Source organism: Geomicrobium sp. JSM 1781026, from assembly GCF_041949955.1.
Classification (GTDB): Bacteria; Bacillota; Bacilli; order Bacillales; family Marinococcaceae; genus Geomicrobium_A.
On record NZ_JBHFQF010000001.1, the window covers coordinates 455,046 to 474,874 of the forward strand.

The 19,829-nt window shown below is 44.0% G+C and carries 17 protein-coding genes; all 17 read left to right on the forward strand.

Annotated elements, in window-relative coordinates; translation table 11 throughout:
• Nucleotides 1–19 precede the first annotated feature (19 nt).
• The 17 genes from ACE1TF_RS02275 (at nt 20) to fliF (ending at nt 19,822) form a co-directional block, all read left to right on the forward strand.
• On the forward strand, nt 20–199 hold the full coding sequence (locus ACE1TF_RS02275; RefSeq protein WP_152549179.1) for a hypothetical protein: 180 nt from the start codon (nt 20–22) through the stop codon (nt 197–199).
• 190 nt (nt 200–389) lie between these two features.
• Nucleotides 390–2,144, forward strand: a complete 1,755-nt coding sequence (locus ACE1TF_RS02280) for an ABC transporter ATP-binding protein (RefSeq protein ID WP_375013889.1) — start codon at nt 390–392, stop codon at nt 2,142–2,144.
• A 47-nt stretch (nt 2,145–2,191) separates the two neighbouring features.
• Nucleotides 2,192–3,979: an ABC transporter ATP-binding protein gene (locus ACE1TF_RS02285; RefSeq protein ID WP_375014097.1), complete on the forward strand. Its 1,788-nt coding sequence runs from the start codon at nt 2,192–2,194 to the stop codon at nt 3,977–3,979.
• Nucleotides 3,980–4,048: 69 nt separating this feature from the next.
• Nucleotides 4,049–4,594, forward strand: coding sequence for a GNAT family N-acetyltransferase (locus tag ACE1TF_RS02290; RefSeq protein WP_375013891.1), 546 nt, complete (start codon nt 4,049–4,051; stop codon nt 4,592–4,594).
• A gap of 206 nt (nt 4,595–4,800) precedes the next feature.
• A complete protein-coding gene (sucC, locus tag ACE1TF_RS02295; RefSeq protein WP_042404461.1) occupies nt 4,801–5,961 on the forward strand; it encodes an ADP-forming succinate--CoA ligase subunit beta in 1,161 nt (386 codons plus the stop codon).
• A gap of 18 nt (nt 5,962–5,979) precedes the next feature.
• A complete protein-coding gene (sucD, locus tag ACE1TF_RS02300) occupies nt 5,980–6,891 on the forward strand; it encodes a succinate--CoA ligase subunit alpha (protein WP_042404459.1) in 912 nt (303 codons plus the stop codon).
• A gap of 1,466 nt (nt 6,892–8,357) precedes the next feature.
• On the forward strand, nt 8,358–9,137 hold the full coding sequence (gene dprA, locus ACE1TF_RS02305) for a DNA-processing protein DprA (RefSeq protein ID WP_375013894.1): 780 nt from the start codon (nt 8,358–8,360) through the stop codon (nt 9,135–9,137).
• A 141-nt stretch (nt 9,138–9,278) separates the two neighbouring features.
• Nucleotides 9,279–11,354, forward strand: coding sequence for a type I DNA topoisomerase (gene topA, locus ACE1TF_RS02310; RefSeq protein WP_375013896.1), 2,076 nt, complete (start codon nt 9,279–9,281; stop codon nt 11,352–11,354).
• Between the two features lie 142 nt (nt 11,355–11,496).
• The gene (gene trmFO / locus ACE1TF_RS02315) at nt 11,497–12,810 is read left to right on the forward strand and encodes an FADH(2)-oxidizing methylenetetrahydrofolate--tRNA-(uracil(54)-C(5))-methyltransferase TrmFO (RefSeq protein ID WP_373900131.1); all 1,314 of its coding nucleotides are present in this window, start codon (nt 11,497–11,499) and stop codon (nt 12,808–12,810) included.
• Between the two features lie 570 nt (nt 12,811–13,380).
• Entirely contained in the window at nt 13,381–13,746 is a 366-nt protein-coding gene (locus ACE1TF_RS02320; protein ID WP_304412680.1) for a tyrosine-type recombinase/integrase, read from the forward strand.
• A 33-nt stretch (nt 13,747–13,779) separates the two neighbouring features.
• Nucleotides 13,780–14,319 carry an ATP-dependent protease subunit HslV gene (gene hslV / locus ACE1TF_RS02325; RefSeq protein ID WP_042396921.1) on the forward strand — a complete coding sequence of 180 codons (540 nt, stop codon included), beginning with the start codon at nt 13,780–13,782 and terminating at the stop codon, nt 14,317–14,319.
• Nucleotides 14,320–14,360: 41 nt separating this feature from the next.
• Nucleotides 14,361–15,767, forward strand: coding sequence for an ATP-dependent protease ATPase subunit HslU (hslU, locus tag ACE1TF_RS02330; protein WP_042396918.1), 1,407 nt, complete (start codon nt 14,361–14,363; stop codon nt 15,765–15,767).
• Between the two features lie 27 nt (nt 15,768–15,794).
• Nucleotides 15,795–16,574: a GTP-sensing pleiotropic transcriptional regulator CodY gene (gene codY, locus ACE1TF_RS02335; RefSeq protein ID WP_375013900.1), complete on the forward strand. Its 780-nt coding sequence runs from the start codon at nt 15,795–15,797 to the stop codon at nt 16,572–16,574.
• Between the two features lie 470 nt (nt 16,575–17,044).
• Complete coding sequence (gene flgB, locus ACE1TF_RS02340) at nt 17,045–17,434, forward strand: flagellar basal body rod protein FlgB (RefSeq protein WP_042396913.1); 390 nt, start codon at nt 17,045–17,047, stop codon at nt 17,432–17,434.
• Complete coding sequence (gene flgC, locus ACE1TF_RS02345; RefSeq protein ID WP_042396912.1) at nt 17,435–17,881, forward strand: flagellar basal body rod protein FlgC; 447 nt, start codon at nt 17,435–17,437, stop codon at nt 17,879–17,881.
• A gap of 47 nt (nt 17,882–17,928) precedes the next feature.
• Nucleotides 17,929–18,213, forward strand: a complete 285-nt coding sequence (gene fliE / locus ACE1TF_RS02350) for a flagellar hook-basal body complex protein FliE (protein ID WP_042396981.1) — start codon at nt 17,929–17,931, stop codon at nt 18,211–18,213.
• Nucleotides 18,214–18,244: 31 nt separating this feature from the next.
• Nucleotides 18,245–19,822, forward strand: coding sequence for a flagellar basal-body MS-ring/collar protein FliF (gene fliF, locus ACE1TF_RS02355; RefSeq protein WP_375013903.1), 1,578 nt, complete (start codon nt 18,245–18,247; stop codon nt 19,820–19,822).
• Nucleotides 19,823–19,829 lie beyond the last annotated feature (7 nt).

The following is a 19,829-nucleotide window of genomic DNA, read 5'->3' on the forward strand; positions in this document are numbered from 1 at the left end:
AAGAAAGGAGGGACCAGCGTTGACGAAAAAAAAGAATTTGCTCGACGTAACACAAAGCGAGACGCTGATGACTCAATTTAACGAAGAAATTGCACATGAATTTGGCATTCATTATGCTGCGCTTGAACAGGATGCCAAAGCGAAAGCTAACGACAAAAAATCGCAGAAGCAAGACGAGCAAAAAGAATCTGATCGTTAATTGTTTCAAAAGGCAAAGGCATGGTTGCGTGAAAACATCATGCCTTTTCTATCGTAAAAACGACTCGGACATTTTTAGATAATTTCCAAAAATCGCTAGCATTTTATTTCGAAACACGGTATATTTATCGAGTGACAATTTTTCAACGTTTCTGAATGATAGTTTAATGTGACAAGAAGGTGATGCATATATGCAGATATTTAAGCAGTTAAAACAGTTTTTCTGGCCTTATCGTAAGTACTTTATCGGCTCCATTCTCTCACTCATTTTTGTGACTGGCTTAACTGTCGTTTATCCTATTTTTCTACAGCTGGCAATTGACGAAGGGATTGTGAATCAAAACTACAGTCTCATCCCCATTTTATCCATTGGGTTTATCTTCGTGATGATGCTCAAGGCAGTCGCAGCATTTTTCAATCAATATTGGGGGGATCTGTTCGGCATTCAAACCGTCTACCAACTCCGAAAAAGATTGTATGAAAAGTTGCAATTTTTGCCATTTCGCTATTACGATAATGCTCGTACAGGCGACTTGATGTCGCGACTTACCGCGGATGTAGAAGGGTTTCGTTTCTTTTTATCATTTGGTTTTGCGCAGTTATTTAACTTTTTTATGATTGTCGTTTTCAGTTTGATCGTCATGTTTTATTATTCACCGCAATTGGCGTTAGTCACGCTTTTTATGATGCCAGTCCTCGCGGTAACCGTGCAACGGTTTGACCGCTTCGTACATCCTGCGTTTAAAGAAATTCGTATCTCAATGGCCAGTTTAAATACGCGCGTTCAAGAGAACGTCAGTGGTATTCAAACGGTCAAATCACTCTCCAAAGAAGACTTTGAGAAGACGCGATTTGATGATAAAAACTCTCACTATCGAGATCGGTATTTGTTTACGTCAGGGATTTGGGCGAAATACTTTCCAGTAATGGAATTCATCGGAAACATCGCCGTCGTCCTTCTTTTAGCTTACGGAGGATACTTAGCGATTTATGGGACGTTAACGCCTGGAGCATTTGTTGCGTTCTTCAGCCTCGTTTGGTACATCATGGGCCCACTTATGAACTTAGGGTTTATCATTAACACCTTTAGCCAATCGAAAGCGTCAGGAGAGCGTTTGCTTGAAGTGCTGCATGAGCCTGAAGATATTCAAGATCTTCCTAACGCGACAGACGCCAAACGATTAAAGGGAGAAGTAGAATTTAAAGATGTTGATTTTTATTATCCTTCCGAGAAAAAGGCTGCTCTTTCGTCCATTAACTTCAAAGCAAATGAAGGCGAAACCATTGGTCTTATGGGAGGGACAGGTGCTGGAAAGTCCAGCATCACACAATTAATCGCCAGGTTCTATGAAGCAACGAACGGATCCATCACTATCGATGGAATTGACAATCGAGATTATACGGTGCAATCGCTTCGCGCAAACATCGGTTTTGTTCTTCAAGAGCCCTTTCTTTTCTCATCTTCAATCCGTGACAACATCTCCTACGGAAATCCGAGTATTTCTTTAGATGAAATTGTTGAAGCGGCGAAACGCGCAGATGCTCATGAATTTATTGAAGGGCTACCGAACGGCTATGATACGGTGCTTGGAGAGCGGGGCATGGGGCTTTCTGGAGGACAAAAGCAGCGAATTTCAATTGCAAGAGCATTGCTTGTGAACCCGAGCATACTCATTCTTGATGATGCGACGAGTGCTGTTGATATGCAGACGGAGTTTAAGATTCAAGCCGCATTTAAGGAGCTCATGAAAGGCAGAACGACATTTATTATTGCCCATCGAATTTCGAGTGTTCAACATGCGGATCAGATCCTTGTATTAGAAGAAGGCACGATAAAAGAACGGGGACGTCACGATGAACTATTAGAAAAGAATGGCCTCTACCGTAGAATATTTGATATTCAGTATCAAGATTTAGAAGCAATTAAAGCGCAAACGATTAGTTGAAAGGGGCAAGCCTCGTGTCACAGCAAAACAGTAAGCAGAGTCGTGTAATGGAGCGATTTCATTACAGTCAAGACACGGCAATCGAGAAGCCTTTCAACTGGGAAAAGTTAGCTCGATTGTTCAAGTACATGAAAGAAAGCAAAGGACTCATCCCTAAAGCGATTGTTGCCATGCTCATTACAACAATCGTTCGGCTGATTGTTCCGCTTATCATCGGTCAGTGGGCACTCGATTACGCCCTCGCTGACGAGGATTACGGTTTAATGCTGCAACTAGCGGTTCTTGCTTTAAGTTTGTATATTTTCTCATTATTTGCGAACCGATTTCGGATAAAGTGGACGAATCAAATCGGTCAAAACGCGATCCATGCATTAAGAAAGGAACTGTTTAACCATATTCAAGGGTTATCCAACCGTTTCTTTGATTCACGATCGGCAGGATCGATCCTCGTACGCGTCGTTAACGATGTGAATGCGTTGCAAGAGCTATTTACAAACGGGATTATTAACATGCTCATGGATATCGTCATGCTCGTGAGCATCATTATCATCCTCTTTACACTTAGTCCACCATTGGCGTTAGCGGTTTTAATTGTTTTGCCAATCATGTTTTTCATTTCAACGAAATTACGAAGAAATATTCGTCGTTCATGGCAAACCGTCAGAATTCGTCAAGCGAAATTAAACTCGCACTTGAATGAAAGCATTCAAGGGGTTCGCGTGACGCAATCATTTTCTCAAGAAAACAACAACATGGATTTCTTTGATGGCATCAACCGCGAGAATTATGACGCTTGGGAAGAAGCTTCAAAGAAAAGTGCATACTTTCGTCCGTTTGTGGAAATGTCTAACGCCCTTGGTTCGGCAGTGCTCATCTGGTACGGCGCGTACCTCGTCGCTCAAGGATCAATTGGCTTTGGTGTTCTCGTTTCGTTTGCTTTCTTTCTCGGGATGTTTTGGGAGCCGATCTCTCGACTCGGGCAAGTGTACAACCAGCTGCTCGTTGCGATGGCTTCCTCAGAAAGAATTTTTGAGTTTCTCGACGAGCGGCCAAACATCAAAAATAAAGCGGACGGTTACGCAGCTGAAAAGCTCGATGGAGAAATTGTCTTTGACGATGTGACATTCAGTTATGATGAATCGAGAAAAGCGTTGAACGGAGTCTCGTTAAAGATCGATGCAGGGGACACGGTTGCACTCGTCGGTCATACGGGCTCAGGGAAATCGACGATTGCCAACCTGATTGGCCGGTATTACGACCCGACAGGCGGCCGTGTATATCTTGACGGAAACGCGCTTGAAGATTATCAATTAAACAGCTTACGAGAAGAAGTGAGCACTGTGCTTCAAGATACGTTTGTATTCTCTGGAACGATTCGAGAAAACATCCGTTTTGGCCGACCTTCAGCTAGCGATGAAGAAGTAGAACAGGCGGCTAAAGCGATTGGTGCGGATGAATTCATCGGAAGGCTTCAGGACGGTTACGAAACTGAAGTTGAAGAACGCGGGAACATTTTAAGCGTTGGAGAACGACAACTTCTTTCTTTTGCTCGGACGCTACTTGCAGATCCTAAAATTATTATTTTGGATGAAGCGACTGCAAGTATTGATACAGAGACAGAACTGAAAATTCAAGAAGCGTTAAACACGCTTTTGAAAGGGAGAACGTCGGTTATGATTGCTCACCGGTTATCGACCATTCGTGAAGCGGACAACATTATTGTTTTGGAACAAGGAAATATTCTGGAACAGGGCAATCACCAGAAGCTGATGAAAGAAAAAGGCAAGTATTACGACTTAGTGATGAGTCAATTTAAAGCGTTGAATGTCACATAAAGATATGGGGGTTGCCTGTGAGTGGATCTCACAGTGGCAAGCCCTTTTCTTTTCAGGAGGTATTTAGAAATGTATGATGTTGTAATCATTCGTGATGTGAAGCTTCAAGACCTCGTTTCAATCATCAATCATAAAAAACAAGTATTGCGAGAAAATGCTGCATTCATGGGGCGTACACTGGATGAATGGAAGATCGACGTATCCGTTGAAACGACGTGGTTGAGACAACATTTGCAACCAGGGGGCTGTATGTTTGTCGCCATTTATGACGGACAGGTTATCGGGATGCTCGGCTTTTTACGAAACGAGCGCGCGCGTTACAAGCACGGGGGGATGATGGGCATGAGTATCCAAGAACACTTCACTGGTCAAGGCATTGGCAAGAAGTTGCTCACTGAATTTTTGAAATGGGCCGAAGCAGAAGAAGGACTAGAAAAAGTATCACTGGAAGTGTATGCCTCGAACAAGCGAGCAATCAGTCTTTATGATAAATTCGGATTTTTGGAAGACGCGAGAGTAGAGAAGCTCCGGAAAGAAGCGGACGGTTCTTACGTTGATGACGTACACATGAGTTATTTTCCCAAAAAACTAACCGTGTCGAATCGTCAGAACTAATGTATAATAAAGGGCGTGCCCAATGCGTGACGTTTTTAATGGAAATGTGTGGGCAAGATTGAAAGTTATTGCACATATAACTTTTGAGGACGAACATTTTGTGTTACGATTAAACATGTGTGTAATGAGCTTGCGGTAGGCGATTCATTCGCCAAACGTCCGCATCTTATGAAACTGAATGTACTCATAGGGAGGATGGAAAGAACATGAATATTCATGAGTACCAGAGTAAAGAGTTACTCAGAAAGTACGGTGTTGCTGTACCGACTGGGCATGTTGCTTTTACAGTGGATGAAGCGGTTGAGAAAGCCAAGTCGCTATCTACAGAAGTCAGTGTTGTAAAAGCCCAAATCCACGCAGGTGGACGCGGAAAAGCCGGCGGTGTAAAAGTAGCGAAAAACTTAGATGAAGTGCGTACATACGCAGATGAAATTCTAGGAAAAACGCTCATCACGCATCAGACTGGACCTGAAGGAAAAGAAGTGAAACGCCTTCTTATTGAAGAGGGTTGTGACATTGACCAAGAATACTATATTGGACTAGTACTTGATCGCAGTACTTCTCGTATTGTACTTATGGGCTCTGAAGAGGGCGGTACAGAAATCGAGGAAGTTGCTGAGGAAACTCCTGAAAAGATTTTCAAAGAGTTCATTGATCCTGCTGTTGGTTTGCAAGGATTCCAAGCGAGAAGACTTGCTTTCAATATGAACATTCCAAAGGACGCGCTCGGCAAAGCCGTGAAGTTCATGGATGGATTATATAAAGTATTCGTTGATAACGATTGCTCCATCGCTGAAATCAACCCACTTGTAACGACAAAGCAAGGTGACGTGCTTGCACTTGATGCGAAGTTGAACTTCGACTCCAATGCACTTTATCGTCAAAACAACATCGTGGAGTACCGCGATCTTGATGAAGAAGACGAGAAAGAAATTGAAGCGTCTAAATTCGATCTTAGCTACATTGCCCTCGATGGAAACATCGGTTGTATGGTAAATGGTGCAGGTCTTGCGATGGCTACAATGGACATCATCAAGTATAAAGGCGGCGAACCCGCGAACTTCCTCGACGTTGGGGGCGGTGCAACAGCTGAAAAGGTAACCGAAGCTTTTAAGATCATTCTTTCGGACAAGCACGTAAAAGGAATCTTCGTCAACATCTTTGGCGGGATCATGAAGTGTGACGTTATTGCAGAAGGTGTTGTAACGGCGACGAAAGAAGTCGGCCTTGAAATCCCTCTTGTCGTAAGACTTGAAGGTACGAACGTGAAAGAAGGTAAGCAAATCCTTCAAGAATCAGGACTTAACATTACAGCTGCAGACACGATGTCTGATGGCGCAGAAAAAATTGTAGCTTTAGTAAAATAGAAAGGCGGGCCAACTACAATGAGTATCTTAATTAACAAAGATACGAAGGTTATTGTTCAAGGTATTACGGGCAGTACCGGACTATTCCATACAAAGCAAGCGCTTGAATACGGTACACAAATCGTCGGCGGTGTCACACCGAAAAAAGGCGGTACGGAAATTGAAGGTGTTCCTGTATTTAATACAGTATCTGAAGCGAAAGCAGCAACAGGAGCAAATGCAACAGTCATTTACGTTCCACCTGGCTTTGCAGCTGACGCAATTATGGAAGCGGTAGACGCTGAACTTGATCTAGCCATCTGTATCACAGAAGGAATTCCAGTTCTTGATATGTTAAAAGTGAAACGTTATATGGAAGGAAAAAATACTCGCCTCGTTGGACCGAACTGCCCAGGTGTTATTACGCCTGAAGAATGTAAAATTGGCATTATGCCTGGTTACATTCACAAAAAAGGTCACGTCGGTGTTGTATCCCGTTCAGGTACCCTTACGTATGAAGCAGTAGATCAACTGTCTTCCAACGGCATCGGCCAATCAACAGCGGTCGGTATTGGTGGTGACCCTGTTAACGGTACAGATTTCATTGATACGTTGAAACTTTTCAACGAAGATGAAGATACAAAAGCCGTAATTATGATAGGTGAAATCGGCGGTACTGCAGAGGAAGAAGCTGCTGAATGGGTTAAAGAAAACATGACGAAGCCTGTCGTCGGATTCATCGGCGGTGCCACTGCACCTCCAGGAAAGCGTATGGGTCATGCCGGTGCGATTATCTCTGGTGGTAAAGGTACAGCAGAAGAAAAGCAAAAAACGCTTCGCGCGTGTGGCATCGAAGTTGCAGAAACACCTGCAGTTATCGGTGAAACATTGATTGGTGTCCTAAAAGACAACAACCTTTACGATGCATGCCTTACACATGAAGTGAAATAAGATCAAAGCGGATGTTCCTTTGGAACATCCGCTTTTTTTCGTTAAAAAGCAGTCTTCAAAATAGAATAAACGTAAGATTTTCCTAATTTGCGCTGTTGAGCGTTGAGTGGGAGGGGTAGCGCGTTGCTGGGTGCCAATTTGCGCGCAGATTCATTGCTCATAAGTGAGTTACCTGTCGGCCCTAGTAGGGCAGAAGCAAAATCGGGCTTGGTTCGACGCGAACCGAGACGACGTGTTGTGGTTACTTCGGGGCGGGGGTGTACACGACCTTATCATCTGTTACCGAGTTCGTTCATTCTAATACTTAGTTTATGGGAATATACCGTTTTTCCTGCGATTTCGCTCAACTCGAGCACATTCTCCACTTTACCAAGCGTACGACTGGTTCTTGAAGAAACTATTTTGTTCAACTTATATAGAGTGTCGTTAGAATATTGAATCTGATTCCATAAACGGATGTTTGAAACTATATAGAATGAACGTAACATTTTCCTAATTGCACAGTTTGTTGTTGCTTTCCACTGCAGGCGGATGCTTGTACTCCAGAGCACAAGTGCAACATCGGTGGTCAAAAGACGCCCCCGTGTTTTCTATGTACTCCCGTTACACGGTTCTCGTTTCTGGCCTACTGGTCACGGTGTGGAAAGAAGCCTAAATGCCCCATATATTCATTTGTGTGACACTTGAGAAAGAAAAATCATCATTTTAAATGTGAATGCGCACATAAACGGAGTCAACGGTCACAAATCTGAATATATGTGACCGTTGAGGGCCGAAAGTGCACGGTTTAAAAGCTGGATTGTCACATACGTGATAGTAGATCACACGCTTGCATCAGGTGGTGACCATCGGTCACGTCTTTTTACCATTCAGGAAACGTCTTCTGTGTTGCCGGCAACCCTTGCAGTAACGAACAACGATCGACATTGAAGTGAGATGAACTTCAACAGGCGATCGGTAGGCGTTTGCCTGTAAAGACCGTTCTCGGTCATCGGATTCAGTGAAATCCTTTCGTTCTACTTATATAGATAAGCATCGATTGGAAGCAGAAAGAGGCAAAAGGTCACATAGGAGTGAATCTGATTCCAATCGGCGATCCTTTGGAAATAATTTTTAAGTTGCACGTTCAAACTCGACTATAGGCTCCGTGAATGTCATTACTTCATCGTGTTAAATAGTAGATGTCGTCTTGAGCAATTCTGATTGCAGATCAGTTATCTGGCTGTAATGGTTTAAACGAAGGGCCTAGTGGACAGCGTCACTAATGTGTAGTGTTTATTGCTACAAAAAATAAAGAGGCAAAGCATTCGTACTGGACAACAGTTATTTTTTTCTTATAATATAACAGAATATTCAAAGATTACCTGAAAGGAGCGGTTCAGATTAACGAAACGCGCAATCGCCTCATTTACCTCCACTCTTCACCCCGCATGACCTCCGCATCTTTACGTCAATTGCTACTCAAAGTGCCTACGCTAGATATTTTTCGTCTTTCACACGAATCATTACAACAGATCACAAACCGCCGTTCTGATATCATACAGCAGTGGCAACACTATTGGCGAACGAGAACGGTCGACGAAGTCGTCTGTCGCTATACGAAAGGCTCCGTTCGCTCTGTGACGATCGTAGATGAGGAGTATCCAGACCGTTTTCGGTATTTATCCGACCCACCACCCGTTTTGTATGTGTCAGGAAACGAGCATTTGTTAAATTGCACCCGAACACTCGCTGTTGTCGGTACGAGAAGTCCAAGTGAATACGGTAAAGCTCGTTTAAATGAGTTACTCGTTCCCGTTGTTCAGCAAAACACGGTTATCGTAAGTGGGCTCGCGCGGGGAATTGATACGCTTGCCCATAAGCTTGCGATTGGTAATAACGGCAAGACAATTGCGGTCATTGGGAGTGGCCACAACCACATTTATCCAAAAGAAAATCAAGGTCTCGCCAAGACGATCAGTCAAAATCATTTGCTACTTAGTGAGTATCCACCAGATGTGGTGCCACAAAAATGGCATTTTCCAGAGAGAAACCGATTAATTAGCGCCTTAGGAGATTTGTTATTTGTTGTGGAAGCAGGTGAAAGGTCAGGTACACTTATTACGGTTGATTGCGCTTTAGAGCAAGGGAAAGACGTCTGTGCCTTACCTGGGAATGTCGGTGTGAGCACGAGTGTTGGGACGAATCGGCTGATTCAACAAGGTGCTAAAATGGTGTTAACCGTAGACGATCTAATCCCTTCTTAAATATCCGCTTTTAGATGCATGTATTGTCGTAATTTCATAAAAATTCACCGATTTATGGACACTAGTGTTTGACAAATTGTAAATGGGTGTTCAATAATAGGGAAGGTTTACATTTAAAAAGAGGGGGAGGAAACTCTAGAGATGGCAGATTACCTTGTAATCGTTGAATCTCCCGCAAAAGCGAAAACCATTGGAAAGTATTTGGGAAAAAAATATACGGTTAAAGCGTCCATGGGCCATATCCGTGATTTACCTAAATCTCAGATGGGCGTGAATGTGGAGCAAGACTACGATCCGAAATATATAACGATCCGTGGAAAGGGCCCAGTCCTAAAAGAATTAAAACAAGCAGCCAAGAAAGCGAAACGAATCTATCTTGCTGCCGACCCCGACCGTGAAGGGGAAGCGATTGCGTGGCATTTAGCGCATAGCTTAGATATTGACCAGGACTCGGATTGCCGCGTTGTGTTTAATGAGATCACTAAAGATGCGATTAAGGGTGCGTTTAAGACCCCACGTCCCATTAATATGGACCTTGTTGACTCGCAACAGGCACGGCGCATCCTCGATCGTCTCGTTGGGTACAACATTAGCCCGTTATTATGGAAGAAAGTTAAAAAGGGGTTAAGTGCCGGACGTGTCCAATCGGTTGCTGTAAAGATGATTAATGAGCGGGAAAAAGAAATCCAACAATTTGAACCTGAAGAGTATTGGTCCATTCGCGGGCAATTCTCTTATGAAAAAGAAACGTTTGATGCACAATTTTATGGTGTGGATAAAAAGAAACAATCCCTCCATACGGAAGAAGATGTGAAAAACGTACTCGCCAAACTCGAGGGTAACGATTTTCATATTGACACCGTAACAAAAAAGGAACGAAAGCGTAATCCAGTACAACCGTTTACGACATCTTCTTTGCAACAAGAAGCGGCTCGTAAATTAAATTTTCGAGCGAAGAAAACAATGATGTTGGCACAACAGCTGTATGAAGGTGTGGATCTTGGAAAAGAAGGGACTGTCGGTTTAATTACGTATATGCGTACCGACTCCACACGTATTTCCAATACCGCTAAAGAAGAAGCGCGGGAGTACATTGAGAACAAGTACGGCAAAGAATACCTCGGGGCTGAACGAAAACAAACAAAACAAAATGAAAATGCCCAAGATGCTCACGAGGCCATTCGACCGACAACCGTTGCAAAAGAACCAAAAGAAGTGAAAAGCTACTTGTCAAGAGACCAGTTGCGTCTTTATCGACTCATTTGGGAGCGTATGGTTTCAAGCCGGATGGCTCCTGCTGTAATGGATACGATGAGTGTCGACTTGACGAACAACGGTGTGTTGTTTCGGGCAACAGGATCTAAAGTGAAGTTTCCTGGTTTCATGAAAGTGTACGTTGAAGGTAATGATGACGGCAACGAAGAAGATGACAAGAAGTATTTGCCTGAGCTTAAGGAAGGCGAGACGGCAACGTCAACAGAGCTAAATGAAAACCAACATTTCACGCAGCCCCCGCCAAGGTACACAGAAGCACGGCTCGTACGGACGATGGAAGAGCTTGGCATCGGCAGGCCGTCGACGTACGCTCCAACGCTCGACACGATTCAAAGAAGAGGTTACGTCGCGCTCCAAGATCGACGTTTCGTGCCTACTGAATTAGGAGAAATTGTTCTTGATCTGATCGTTGAGTTCTTCCCTGAGATCTTAAATGTCAAGTTTACAGCTCGAATGGAAACAGACTTGGATGAGATTGAAGCAGGTAATGCGGACTGGATTGGCATTATTGACGATTTCTACAAAGGGTTTGAAAAGCGTCTCGACGTTGCGGAGAAAGAAATGCAAGAAGTTGAGATTAAAGACGAGCCCGCTGGTGAAGATTGTGAAGTGTGTGGCAATCCGATGGTCATTAAAATGGGCCGATACGGAAAGTTCATGGCATGTTCCAACTTCCCAGATTGCCGCAATACAAAAGCGATTGTTAAGAAGATTGGCGTCACTTGCCCGACGTGCAAAAAAGGCGATGTGGTTGAGCGGAAGAGCAAAAAACAACGGACATTTTTTGGGTGTGAACGGTACCCAGAATGTGAATTTGTTTCTTGGGACAAACCGATTGCTAGGCCATGTCCTAAATGTCAACAATTGCTCGTGGAGAAGAAAACGAAAAAAGAAGTTCGAGTACAATGTACCAAGTGTGATTACGAAGAAGAACCAAACTAAGACACAAGCGCCCCTTTCTGTAGAAGGGGCGCTTCCTTATGTGTAAATTTGTTCACTGAATGTTTGTTTTTCTAACAAACGGGCAATCACGTATAATGGAAAGATAAGGGGATGTACGTAATCTAAAAACGAGGTGATGAATGTGAGTCAATATCCATCTGTAAATGTAATTGGTGCTGGCCTTGCAGGAAGTGAAGCAACATGGCAACTTGTAAATCGCGGCGTGCCCGTAACGCTTTATGAAATGAGACCGGTGAAAAAGACACCCGCCCACCATACAGAACAATTTGCTGAACTCGTCTGCACGAACTCGCTACGAGGCAACTCATTGGCCAATGCCGTTGGTGTTCTAAAAGAAGAAATGCGATATTTAGATTCACTCGTCATTCAATCTGCCGATGCAAGTGCAGTTCCGGCAGGCGGGGCACTTGCTGTTGATCGGCATGACTTTGCTGGAAAAGTGACAAACACTCTTCACAATCATCCTCTCGTTACGGTCGTGCGCGATGAAGTTTCAGAGGTTCCTGATGGACCGACAATTATTGCGACGGGCCCATTGACGTCGTCAGCGTTGTCAGAGAGCATTATCAATTTGACAGGAAAAGATCAACTGTACTTTTACGATGCGGCAGCTCCAATCGTGGAAACCGACTCGATTAATATGGACAAGGTGTACTACAAATCGCGCTATGACAAAGGGGAAGCGGCGTACATTAACTGCGCGATGACAGAGGCTGAGTTTAAGATTTTCTATGATGCACTCATTCGCGCAGAAACCGTCCCGTTGCGTGAATTTGAAAAGAAAATGTTTTTTGAAGGTTGTATGCCTGTCGAAGTAATGGCAGCAAGAGGAGAAAAGACACTTCTCTTTGGACCAATGAAGCCCGTTGGTCTAGAACACCCTGAAACGGGAGAACGCCCATATGCAGTCGTTCAACTGCGTCAAGATAATATTGAAGGCAGTCTTTACAACATTGTCGGATTTCAGACACATATGAAATGGGGACCACAAAAAGAAGTGATCCGCCTTATTCCTGGTCTAGAGAATGTGGACATCGTCCGGTACGGCGTGATGCATCGAAACACGTTTATGAAGAGCCCGACACTTCTTCATCCAACGTATCAATATAAAGAGCGGAATGATTTGTTCTTTGCAGGTCAAATGACCGGTGTAGAAGGGTACGTAGAATCCGCTGCTTCTGGGCTTGTTGCAGGCATTAACGCGGCAAACCTTGTGAAAGGGAATGAATTAACGGTTTTCCCAAAAGAAACGATGATCGGTGCAATGGCAGAATATATTACGACGGCAGATCCTGATCATTTTCAACCAATCAATGCAAATTTCGGGCTTGTGCCTCGTCCGAAAGAGCGAATGAAAAAGAAAGAAAGGTACGAGTATCTTGGACGAACAGCGTTGAGTTCCGTTCAGAATTTTATGAAAAAAGAAGGCGTTTAGGTTGCGATTGCTCAGGTTATGTGATAGAATTTAGTCGCTTTAATGAGGTGAATGATCATGTGTACAACTGCACAAGATCCTTATCAAAGATTTTTTCAATATCTACAAGTGGAGAAGAATGCTTTTGTGCACACAATCAAAGCATACAGTCGTTAACTCGAAGATTGGAAGAATTTCTTGGATGCTGAGAGCGTGGATGCAGGATGCTTGTCTGCACAGAATGTGTACATTCGACTTTATTTGACGCGATTACATGATAAAGGTTTAAAACGCACGAGCATCGCTCGTGAATGATCCGGATTAAGAACGTTTTATCGTTTCTTAAAACGGGAATCAATGGTTTCGGAGAACCCTACAGCATTTACACACTTCCCCTCGCAACCCAATCGCTTACCGCGATTTATGTATGAAGAAGAACTACAAGTATTGTTTGATGCTTGTGGAGGTGACTCCCCGCTTCAACAAAGAGATCTGGCTATGATAGCGCTCCTTTACGCAACGGGCATTTGAGCAAGTGAACTTATCGGTCTTCAAGTCAAACACATCGATAATCATGCTGACCTCATTCTTATGCTTGGTAAAGGGCGAAAGGAACGATACGTTCCAGTTGGAGTCCTTGCGGTGGCGGCCGTTCGACGATATATGGAAGATGGCAGGCAAGCGTTGCTGCAGCATGAAGAAACAGGAGTGTTCTTGAATTTCCGCTCGGGTCCACTTACGGATCGTGGGCTTCGCTACATTCTTACGAAACGGGTTCGAGAAGCTTCGCACACCTTACACATTTCTCCGCATAGTCTAAGGCATACATTCGCAACACATCTGTTGAACGAAGGTGCGGATTTACGAGCGGTACAGGAGTTGCTCAGGGTTCTTGACCTGTCAACAACTCAACCGCTATTCTCTCGTAACGACAGAGCGTCTGCGAAAGGTCTATAAAGGTGCACATCCACGCACCTGAGAGGAGGCAACATGGAACAGTCTTTCCATGCGACAACGATTTTTGCCATTCGCCACAACGGAAAAGGGGCGATGGCAGGTGACGGTCAAGTAACGTTCGGTCAGGCAACGGTGATGAAGCACTCAGCAAAGAAGATTCGAAGAATCTACAACGGGAAAGTTGTTGCAGGATTTGCCGGTTCGGTTGCAGATGCATTCACGCTGTTTGATATGTTTGAAGGGAAACTTCAAGAAGCCAGTGGTCAATTAGACCGAGCAGCAATTAATCTAGCGAAAGAATGGCGCAATGATAAAGTGCTCCGCAAATTAGAAGCCATGCTACTCGTCATGAATGAGGAGAAGTTGTTACTCGTTGCGGGTACAGGAGAGATCATCGAACCCGATGATGGCATGATTGCCATCGGGTCAGGTGGGTTCTATGCGCTGGCAGCAGGTAGAGTCCTTGCCAAGCATTCATCTCTTAGTGCCAAAGAAATTGCTGAAGAAGCATTGCGGACAGCTGGAGACATTTGTGTGTATACCAATCATGAACGAATCGTTGAAGAAATTTAATCATTCTCCTTTGTGAGATGATAAAGGATAGGTGATGGCTTTTGGAACATGCCAATCAAACACCAAAGCAAATTGTAAACAAATTGGATCAATATATTGTTGGCCAATCTGGGGCGAAACGAGCGGTAGCCGTTGCGCTTCGAAATCGGTATCGAAGAAGTAAAGTTGCAGAAAGTATGCGAGATGAAATTACACCGAAGAACATTTTGATGATTGGTCCTACCGGTGTCGGAAAAACCGAGATTGCCAGACGATTATCAAAGCTCGTCGGTGCGCCGTTTGTAAAAGTCGAAGCGACGAAATTCACCGAAGTCGGTTACATCGGTCGCGACGTTGAATCGATGGTGCGTGACTTAGTGGAAGTCGCGGTGCGCCTCGTAAAAGACGAAGCGACAAAGGCTGTAAAGCCGCAAGCAGACTCGCTTGCTAACGAACGACTTGTTGAGTTGTTAGCCCCGTCAAAAAAGAAGAATCAATCGTACAAAAATCCGTTGGAGATGTTTTTTAACCAAGGCGGAGCCGCTCAACAAGATGTGGATGACCTTGAAGATGCGGATCAGCAATCGTTAAAGGAACAGAGAAAACGAATTGCAGCTCAGCTTGAAACAGGTGAGCTAGAAGATACAACGGTAACGGTTGAAGTAGATGAGCAAAATGCTGGACTGATGGATATGTTTCAAGGGTCTGGTATGGAGCAGATGGGCATGAACATGCAAGACATGCTTGGCAACATGATGCCAAAGCGTAAGAAGAAGCGCAGACTAACTGTAAAAGAAGCGCGCAAAGTTCTGGCTGATGATGAAGCACAAAAGCTTGTTGATATGGAAGAGATTAGCCAAAAAGCTGTTGAGAAGACAGAGCAACTTGGCATGATTTTTATCGATGAGATTGATAAAGTTGCAGGAAAACAGCAGAACAACAGTGTTGACGTATCTCGAGAAGGTGTTCAAAGAGATATCCTTCCTATTGTGGAAGGAGCAACGGTAACGACGAAATATGGACCTGTGCAAACCGACCACATATTGTTCGTTGCTGCTGGTGCATTCCACATTTCAAGACCGTCAGACCTCATTCCTGAACTGCAAGGGCGTTTTCCGATTCGTGTGGAACTTGATAACCTCACGAAAGATGACTTTGTGCGGATTTTAAAAGAGCCTGACAATGCGCTGCTCAAACAATATGCAGCACTTTTGGAAACTGAAGGTATAATCGTTGAATTTTCTGACGAAGCTGTAGTTAGATTGGCTGAACTTGCAGAGCATGTAAATCGAACGACGGAGAACATTGGCGCAAGACGCTTGCACACACTACTGGAACGTTTACTTGAAGACCTATCTTTTGAAGCGACAGATGTGACGTTAGAAAAGATTACGATCACGCCGTCTTATGTGGATGATAAGCTCAAAGACGTTGCAGCGAACCAAGATACCAGCCACTTTATATTGTAATATATGAATAGGAGGATCTATTAACAGATGGAACTATTAACGAAGTCTAGAAAGATCAATGAGATGCTACAAAAATCAGCGGGGCAACATGTGGACTTTAAAGACATGGCAGAAACATTGCGCGATGTCATCACAGCGAACGTATTCGTTGTCAGTAGAAGAGGGAAGTTGCTCGGTTATTCCATTCAACAAGAGATCGAGCACGATAAGATTGACCGCATTTTAGAGGAGCGTCAATTCCCTGAAGAGTATACAGAAGGATTATTTGGGGTTGCTGAAACATCTCCAAACCTTGATATTGACAGCAAGTACACAGCATTCCCTGTTGAAAACCGTGAACTATTTAAAACAGGACTTACAACCATTGTTCCAATCATCGGTGGAGGACAACGTATTGGTACGCTCATTCTTGCCCGCTTGAATGACTCTTTCAGTGATGATGATCTCATTCTAGCTGAGTATGGAGCTACGGTTGTCGGCATGGAGATCCTCCATGAGAAAGCTCAAGAAATTGAAGAAGAAGCAAGAAGTAAAGCGGTTGTTCAAATGGCGATTAGCTCATTATCTTACAGTGAGTTAGAAGCGGTTGAGCATATCTTTGAAGAACTTGACGGCAAAGAAGGCTTACTTGTCGCAAGTAAAATTGCTGACCGTGTAGGAATTACACGTTCTGTCATCGTGAATGCACTTCGTAAGTTAGAAAGTGCCGGTGTCATTGAATCTCGTTCCCTAGGAATGAAAGGTACGTATATTAAAGTGTTAAATGGAAAGTTTCTTACAGAACTTGAAAGACTAAGAGACGAGTAAATAAGCAAAGCAAAAGCCCCATTCCTGATAAAAGGAGTGGGGCTTTTTTCGTGTTTGTTATGACGAAATGACCAGTCCTTTTGGTGTGCACTTAGTGAAGAAGGCATGTGCCTATAGAAGGTGAACGCAAGCATGAAATGAAATCCGACAAAAAATACCAATATTAGGAAAGTGGTGAGGGGTTTTCTCCTGTCTATCTTGCAGTGCTCATGTCGAAACGAAAACATATTACTGGTCTTTAAGAACTATCGTTTTGGAAGTGGTGAATTGGGTTTAGTTAAAAAGTATTAATATAATCGAACATTTAATAGTCCGTAGCTCGTGTTTTCATGAAAATTTTAGATTATAATAGAAAAAATTGTCGACGTTGACTACAATTTAAAGAGACGAAGTTCACAATACATAAGTACCGAACTGAGTGCGTTGAATCGTGTAGTGATTCGGACGAATCATACAGGGAGGGTTAGCGAATGAGCTTAATATCCAATACAATGCTTTCTTTGGAAAGAGGTTTGAATGCATCATCGATGCAACAACAAGCGATATCTAACAATATAGCCAATATCGATACACCGAATTATAAGGCAAGGCGTGTTGACTTTCAGTCTGCCCTCACCGACGCACAGGCGAAATTGGATGCATACCGAACAGATGAGCGTCATGTACCTTTTTCAAGTGGAGGAAGGGAACCATTGATGAAAAGAGATACCGATACAGCATTCAACCATAATGGCAACAATGTTGATCTGGACCATGAGATGGCGATGATGGCAAACAATCAAATTTATTACAATGCCGTTGCCGAACGATTAAACGGACAATTCAGCTCCTTAAAAACTGCGATTCGAGGAGGGAACTAGATGAGTATGTTTGCAGGTATGAATCATACCGCTTCCGCACTAACCGCTCAACGGCTTCGTATGGATGTGGCTGCTGGCAATATGGCCAATGCGGAAACGACGCGTGGGCAAATGGTGGATGGGGAATGGCAGCCTTATCGTCGTAAGATGGTCACGATGGGCAGCGGTGCGCAGTCGTCGTTTGCGTCACATTTGCGAGCTGCAGAGAATCGTGCAAATGGGGTTCAGGTTACGGGAATTGTAGAAGATGAAACCCCGTTTGAACAAATGTATGCACCAGGCCATCCTGATGCGAACGAAGAAGGTATGCTTTTTCTTCCGAATGTGGACCCATTAAAAGAGATGGTCGATATTATGGGGGCAACGCGTTCATATGAAGCGAATGTTACCGTATTTGATGCTCACAAAGGCATGATGATGAAAGCGTTGGAAATTGGACGTACATAACTAGAGGGGGTTAAGTAATGGAGGGTGGCAACACAATTCAACCGTTTATGCCTGTAGGTTACAGTGGAAACGTTGCTTCTAGTAGTCGCACGCACACACCGGCTGATGCGCATGGCGCGTTTCATGAGTTGCTAAAAGGTGCAATTGAGAACGTGAACGACCAACAGATCGAATCACGGCAAATGACCGAAAAACTCGTTTCAGGTGAAGTAGATAACCTTCATGATGTAATCATCGCTTCAGAGAAAGCCGGTATTGCGATGCAAACTACGATTGAAGTGCGTAACAAAGCCATCGAGGCTTATGAAACGATCATGAGAATGCAAGTGTAGCATCTCTAAGCGGAAGTAGGCGGGACGAACCATGAATGAGAAGATTGAACAAATGAAGGCGCAGACCATTACGTTTTGGACGTCCAAAACAAAGAAGCAAAAAGGCTTCTTTATCGGTTCGGTCATTGTCGTTCTATTACTAATCGTAATGTTGCTATTTTTCACATTGCGCACAAACTATGCACCGCTCTACAGCAATTTGTCCGTTGAGGAAACAGGACAAATTAAAGAGACGCTTGATAGCCGTGGGATTGCCAATACGATTAATGAAAATGGAACAGCGATTTATGTACCAAGAGACGTCGTTGATGATGTGAAAGTTGAGCTAGCTGCTGAGGGAATTCCGAGCACAGGCGCCATTAACTACGAAGATTTTCGTGATTCTCTTGGGTTTGGCATGACGGATAACGAATTTTCGGTCATGGAAAAAGCGGCAATGCAAACGGAATTGGAAGGGTTGATTCAGACGATCGATGGGGTTCAGTCCGCAACGGTCATGATACAGCTTCCAGAAGAGACAATTTGGCTTAGTGATGATCCTGGTGAGGCACAAGCGTCCATCGTACTTACGCTTGCAGGTGGTTATTCGCTCGATCCACATAACGTATCAGCACTTTTTAATCTCGTATCTAAAAGTATACCGAATTTGCCTACCGATAATATCGTCATCACTGACCAACTCTTTAACAATTATACATATGACCAAAGTGAGATGAGCGACAGTACCCTTCACGTTTACGACCAACAGCGAGAAATCCGACGAAACATAGAACAAGACATACAACAACGGCTTCAGCAGATGTTAGGGATGATGATGGGTCAAGATAAGGTCGTCGTTTCGGTAACCGCTGATGTTGATTTCACACAAGAGTACCGTGAGGAAGAGCTCGTCGAACCTGTGGATGAAGATACGACGGAAGGAATTGCAATCAGTGTAGAGCGTGTGTCTGAATACTATGAAGGCGGCGGAGTTCCTGAGGAAGGTGTCGTCGGAACAGGCGACGATGACATTGCCAACTACCCAGCTGTAGGGGCTGCAGGGGATGGCGATTACGAGCGAATTGAAGAGCGAATTAACAATGATGTGAATCGGATTCATCGACAAATCCAAGAAAGTCCATACACGGTTAGAGATTTAGGTGTCCAAGTCGTTGTGGAACCGCCGGACCCAACCGATTTAACATCCCTACCACCAACAGCGATTGGCGAAATTGAGGATATGCTCGAGACCGTTGTTTCAACAAGCATCGCTTCTCCATCGCTCGAAGATATGGAAGGGGATGTTGGTGACCGAATTGTCGTGACCGCACAGCCTTTATTTGGAAAAGCAGATGTTGAGGAAACCGCTCAATTTGCAATTCCTGCATGGGTTTACGTTGCAGGGGGCTTAGGGCTACTCGTCCTCATCGTAGCAGGCTGGCTGTTGTTAAGAAGAAACAATGACGAATTCGAAGAGTTTGAAGAAGAGACGTTTACCGAAACAGTCGAAGAAATCCCGACTGAAGACATTACACCAGGTGCTGAGCGTCGGAGGAAATTGGAACAGCTGGCAAGAGAGCGTCCAGAAGAATTTTCAAAACTACTGCGCACTTGGCTATCTGATGACTAAGGGGGTT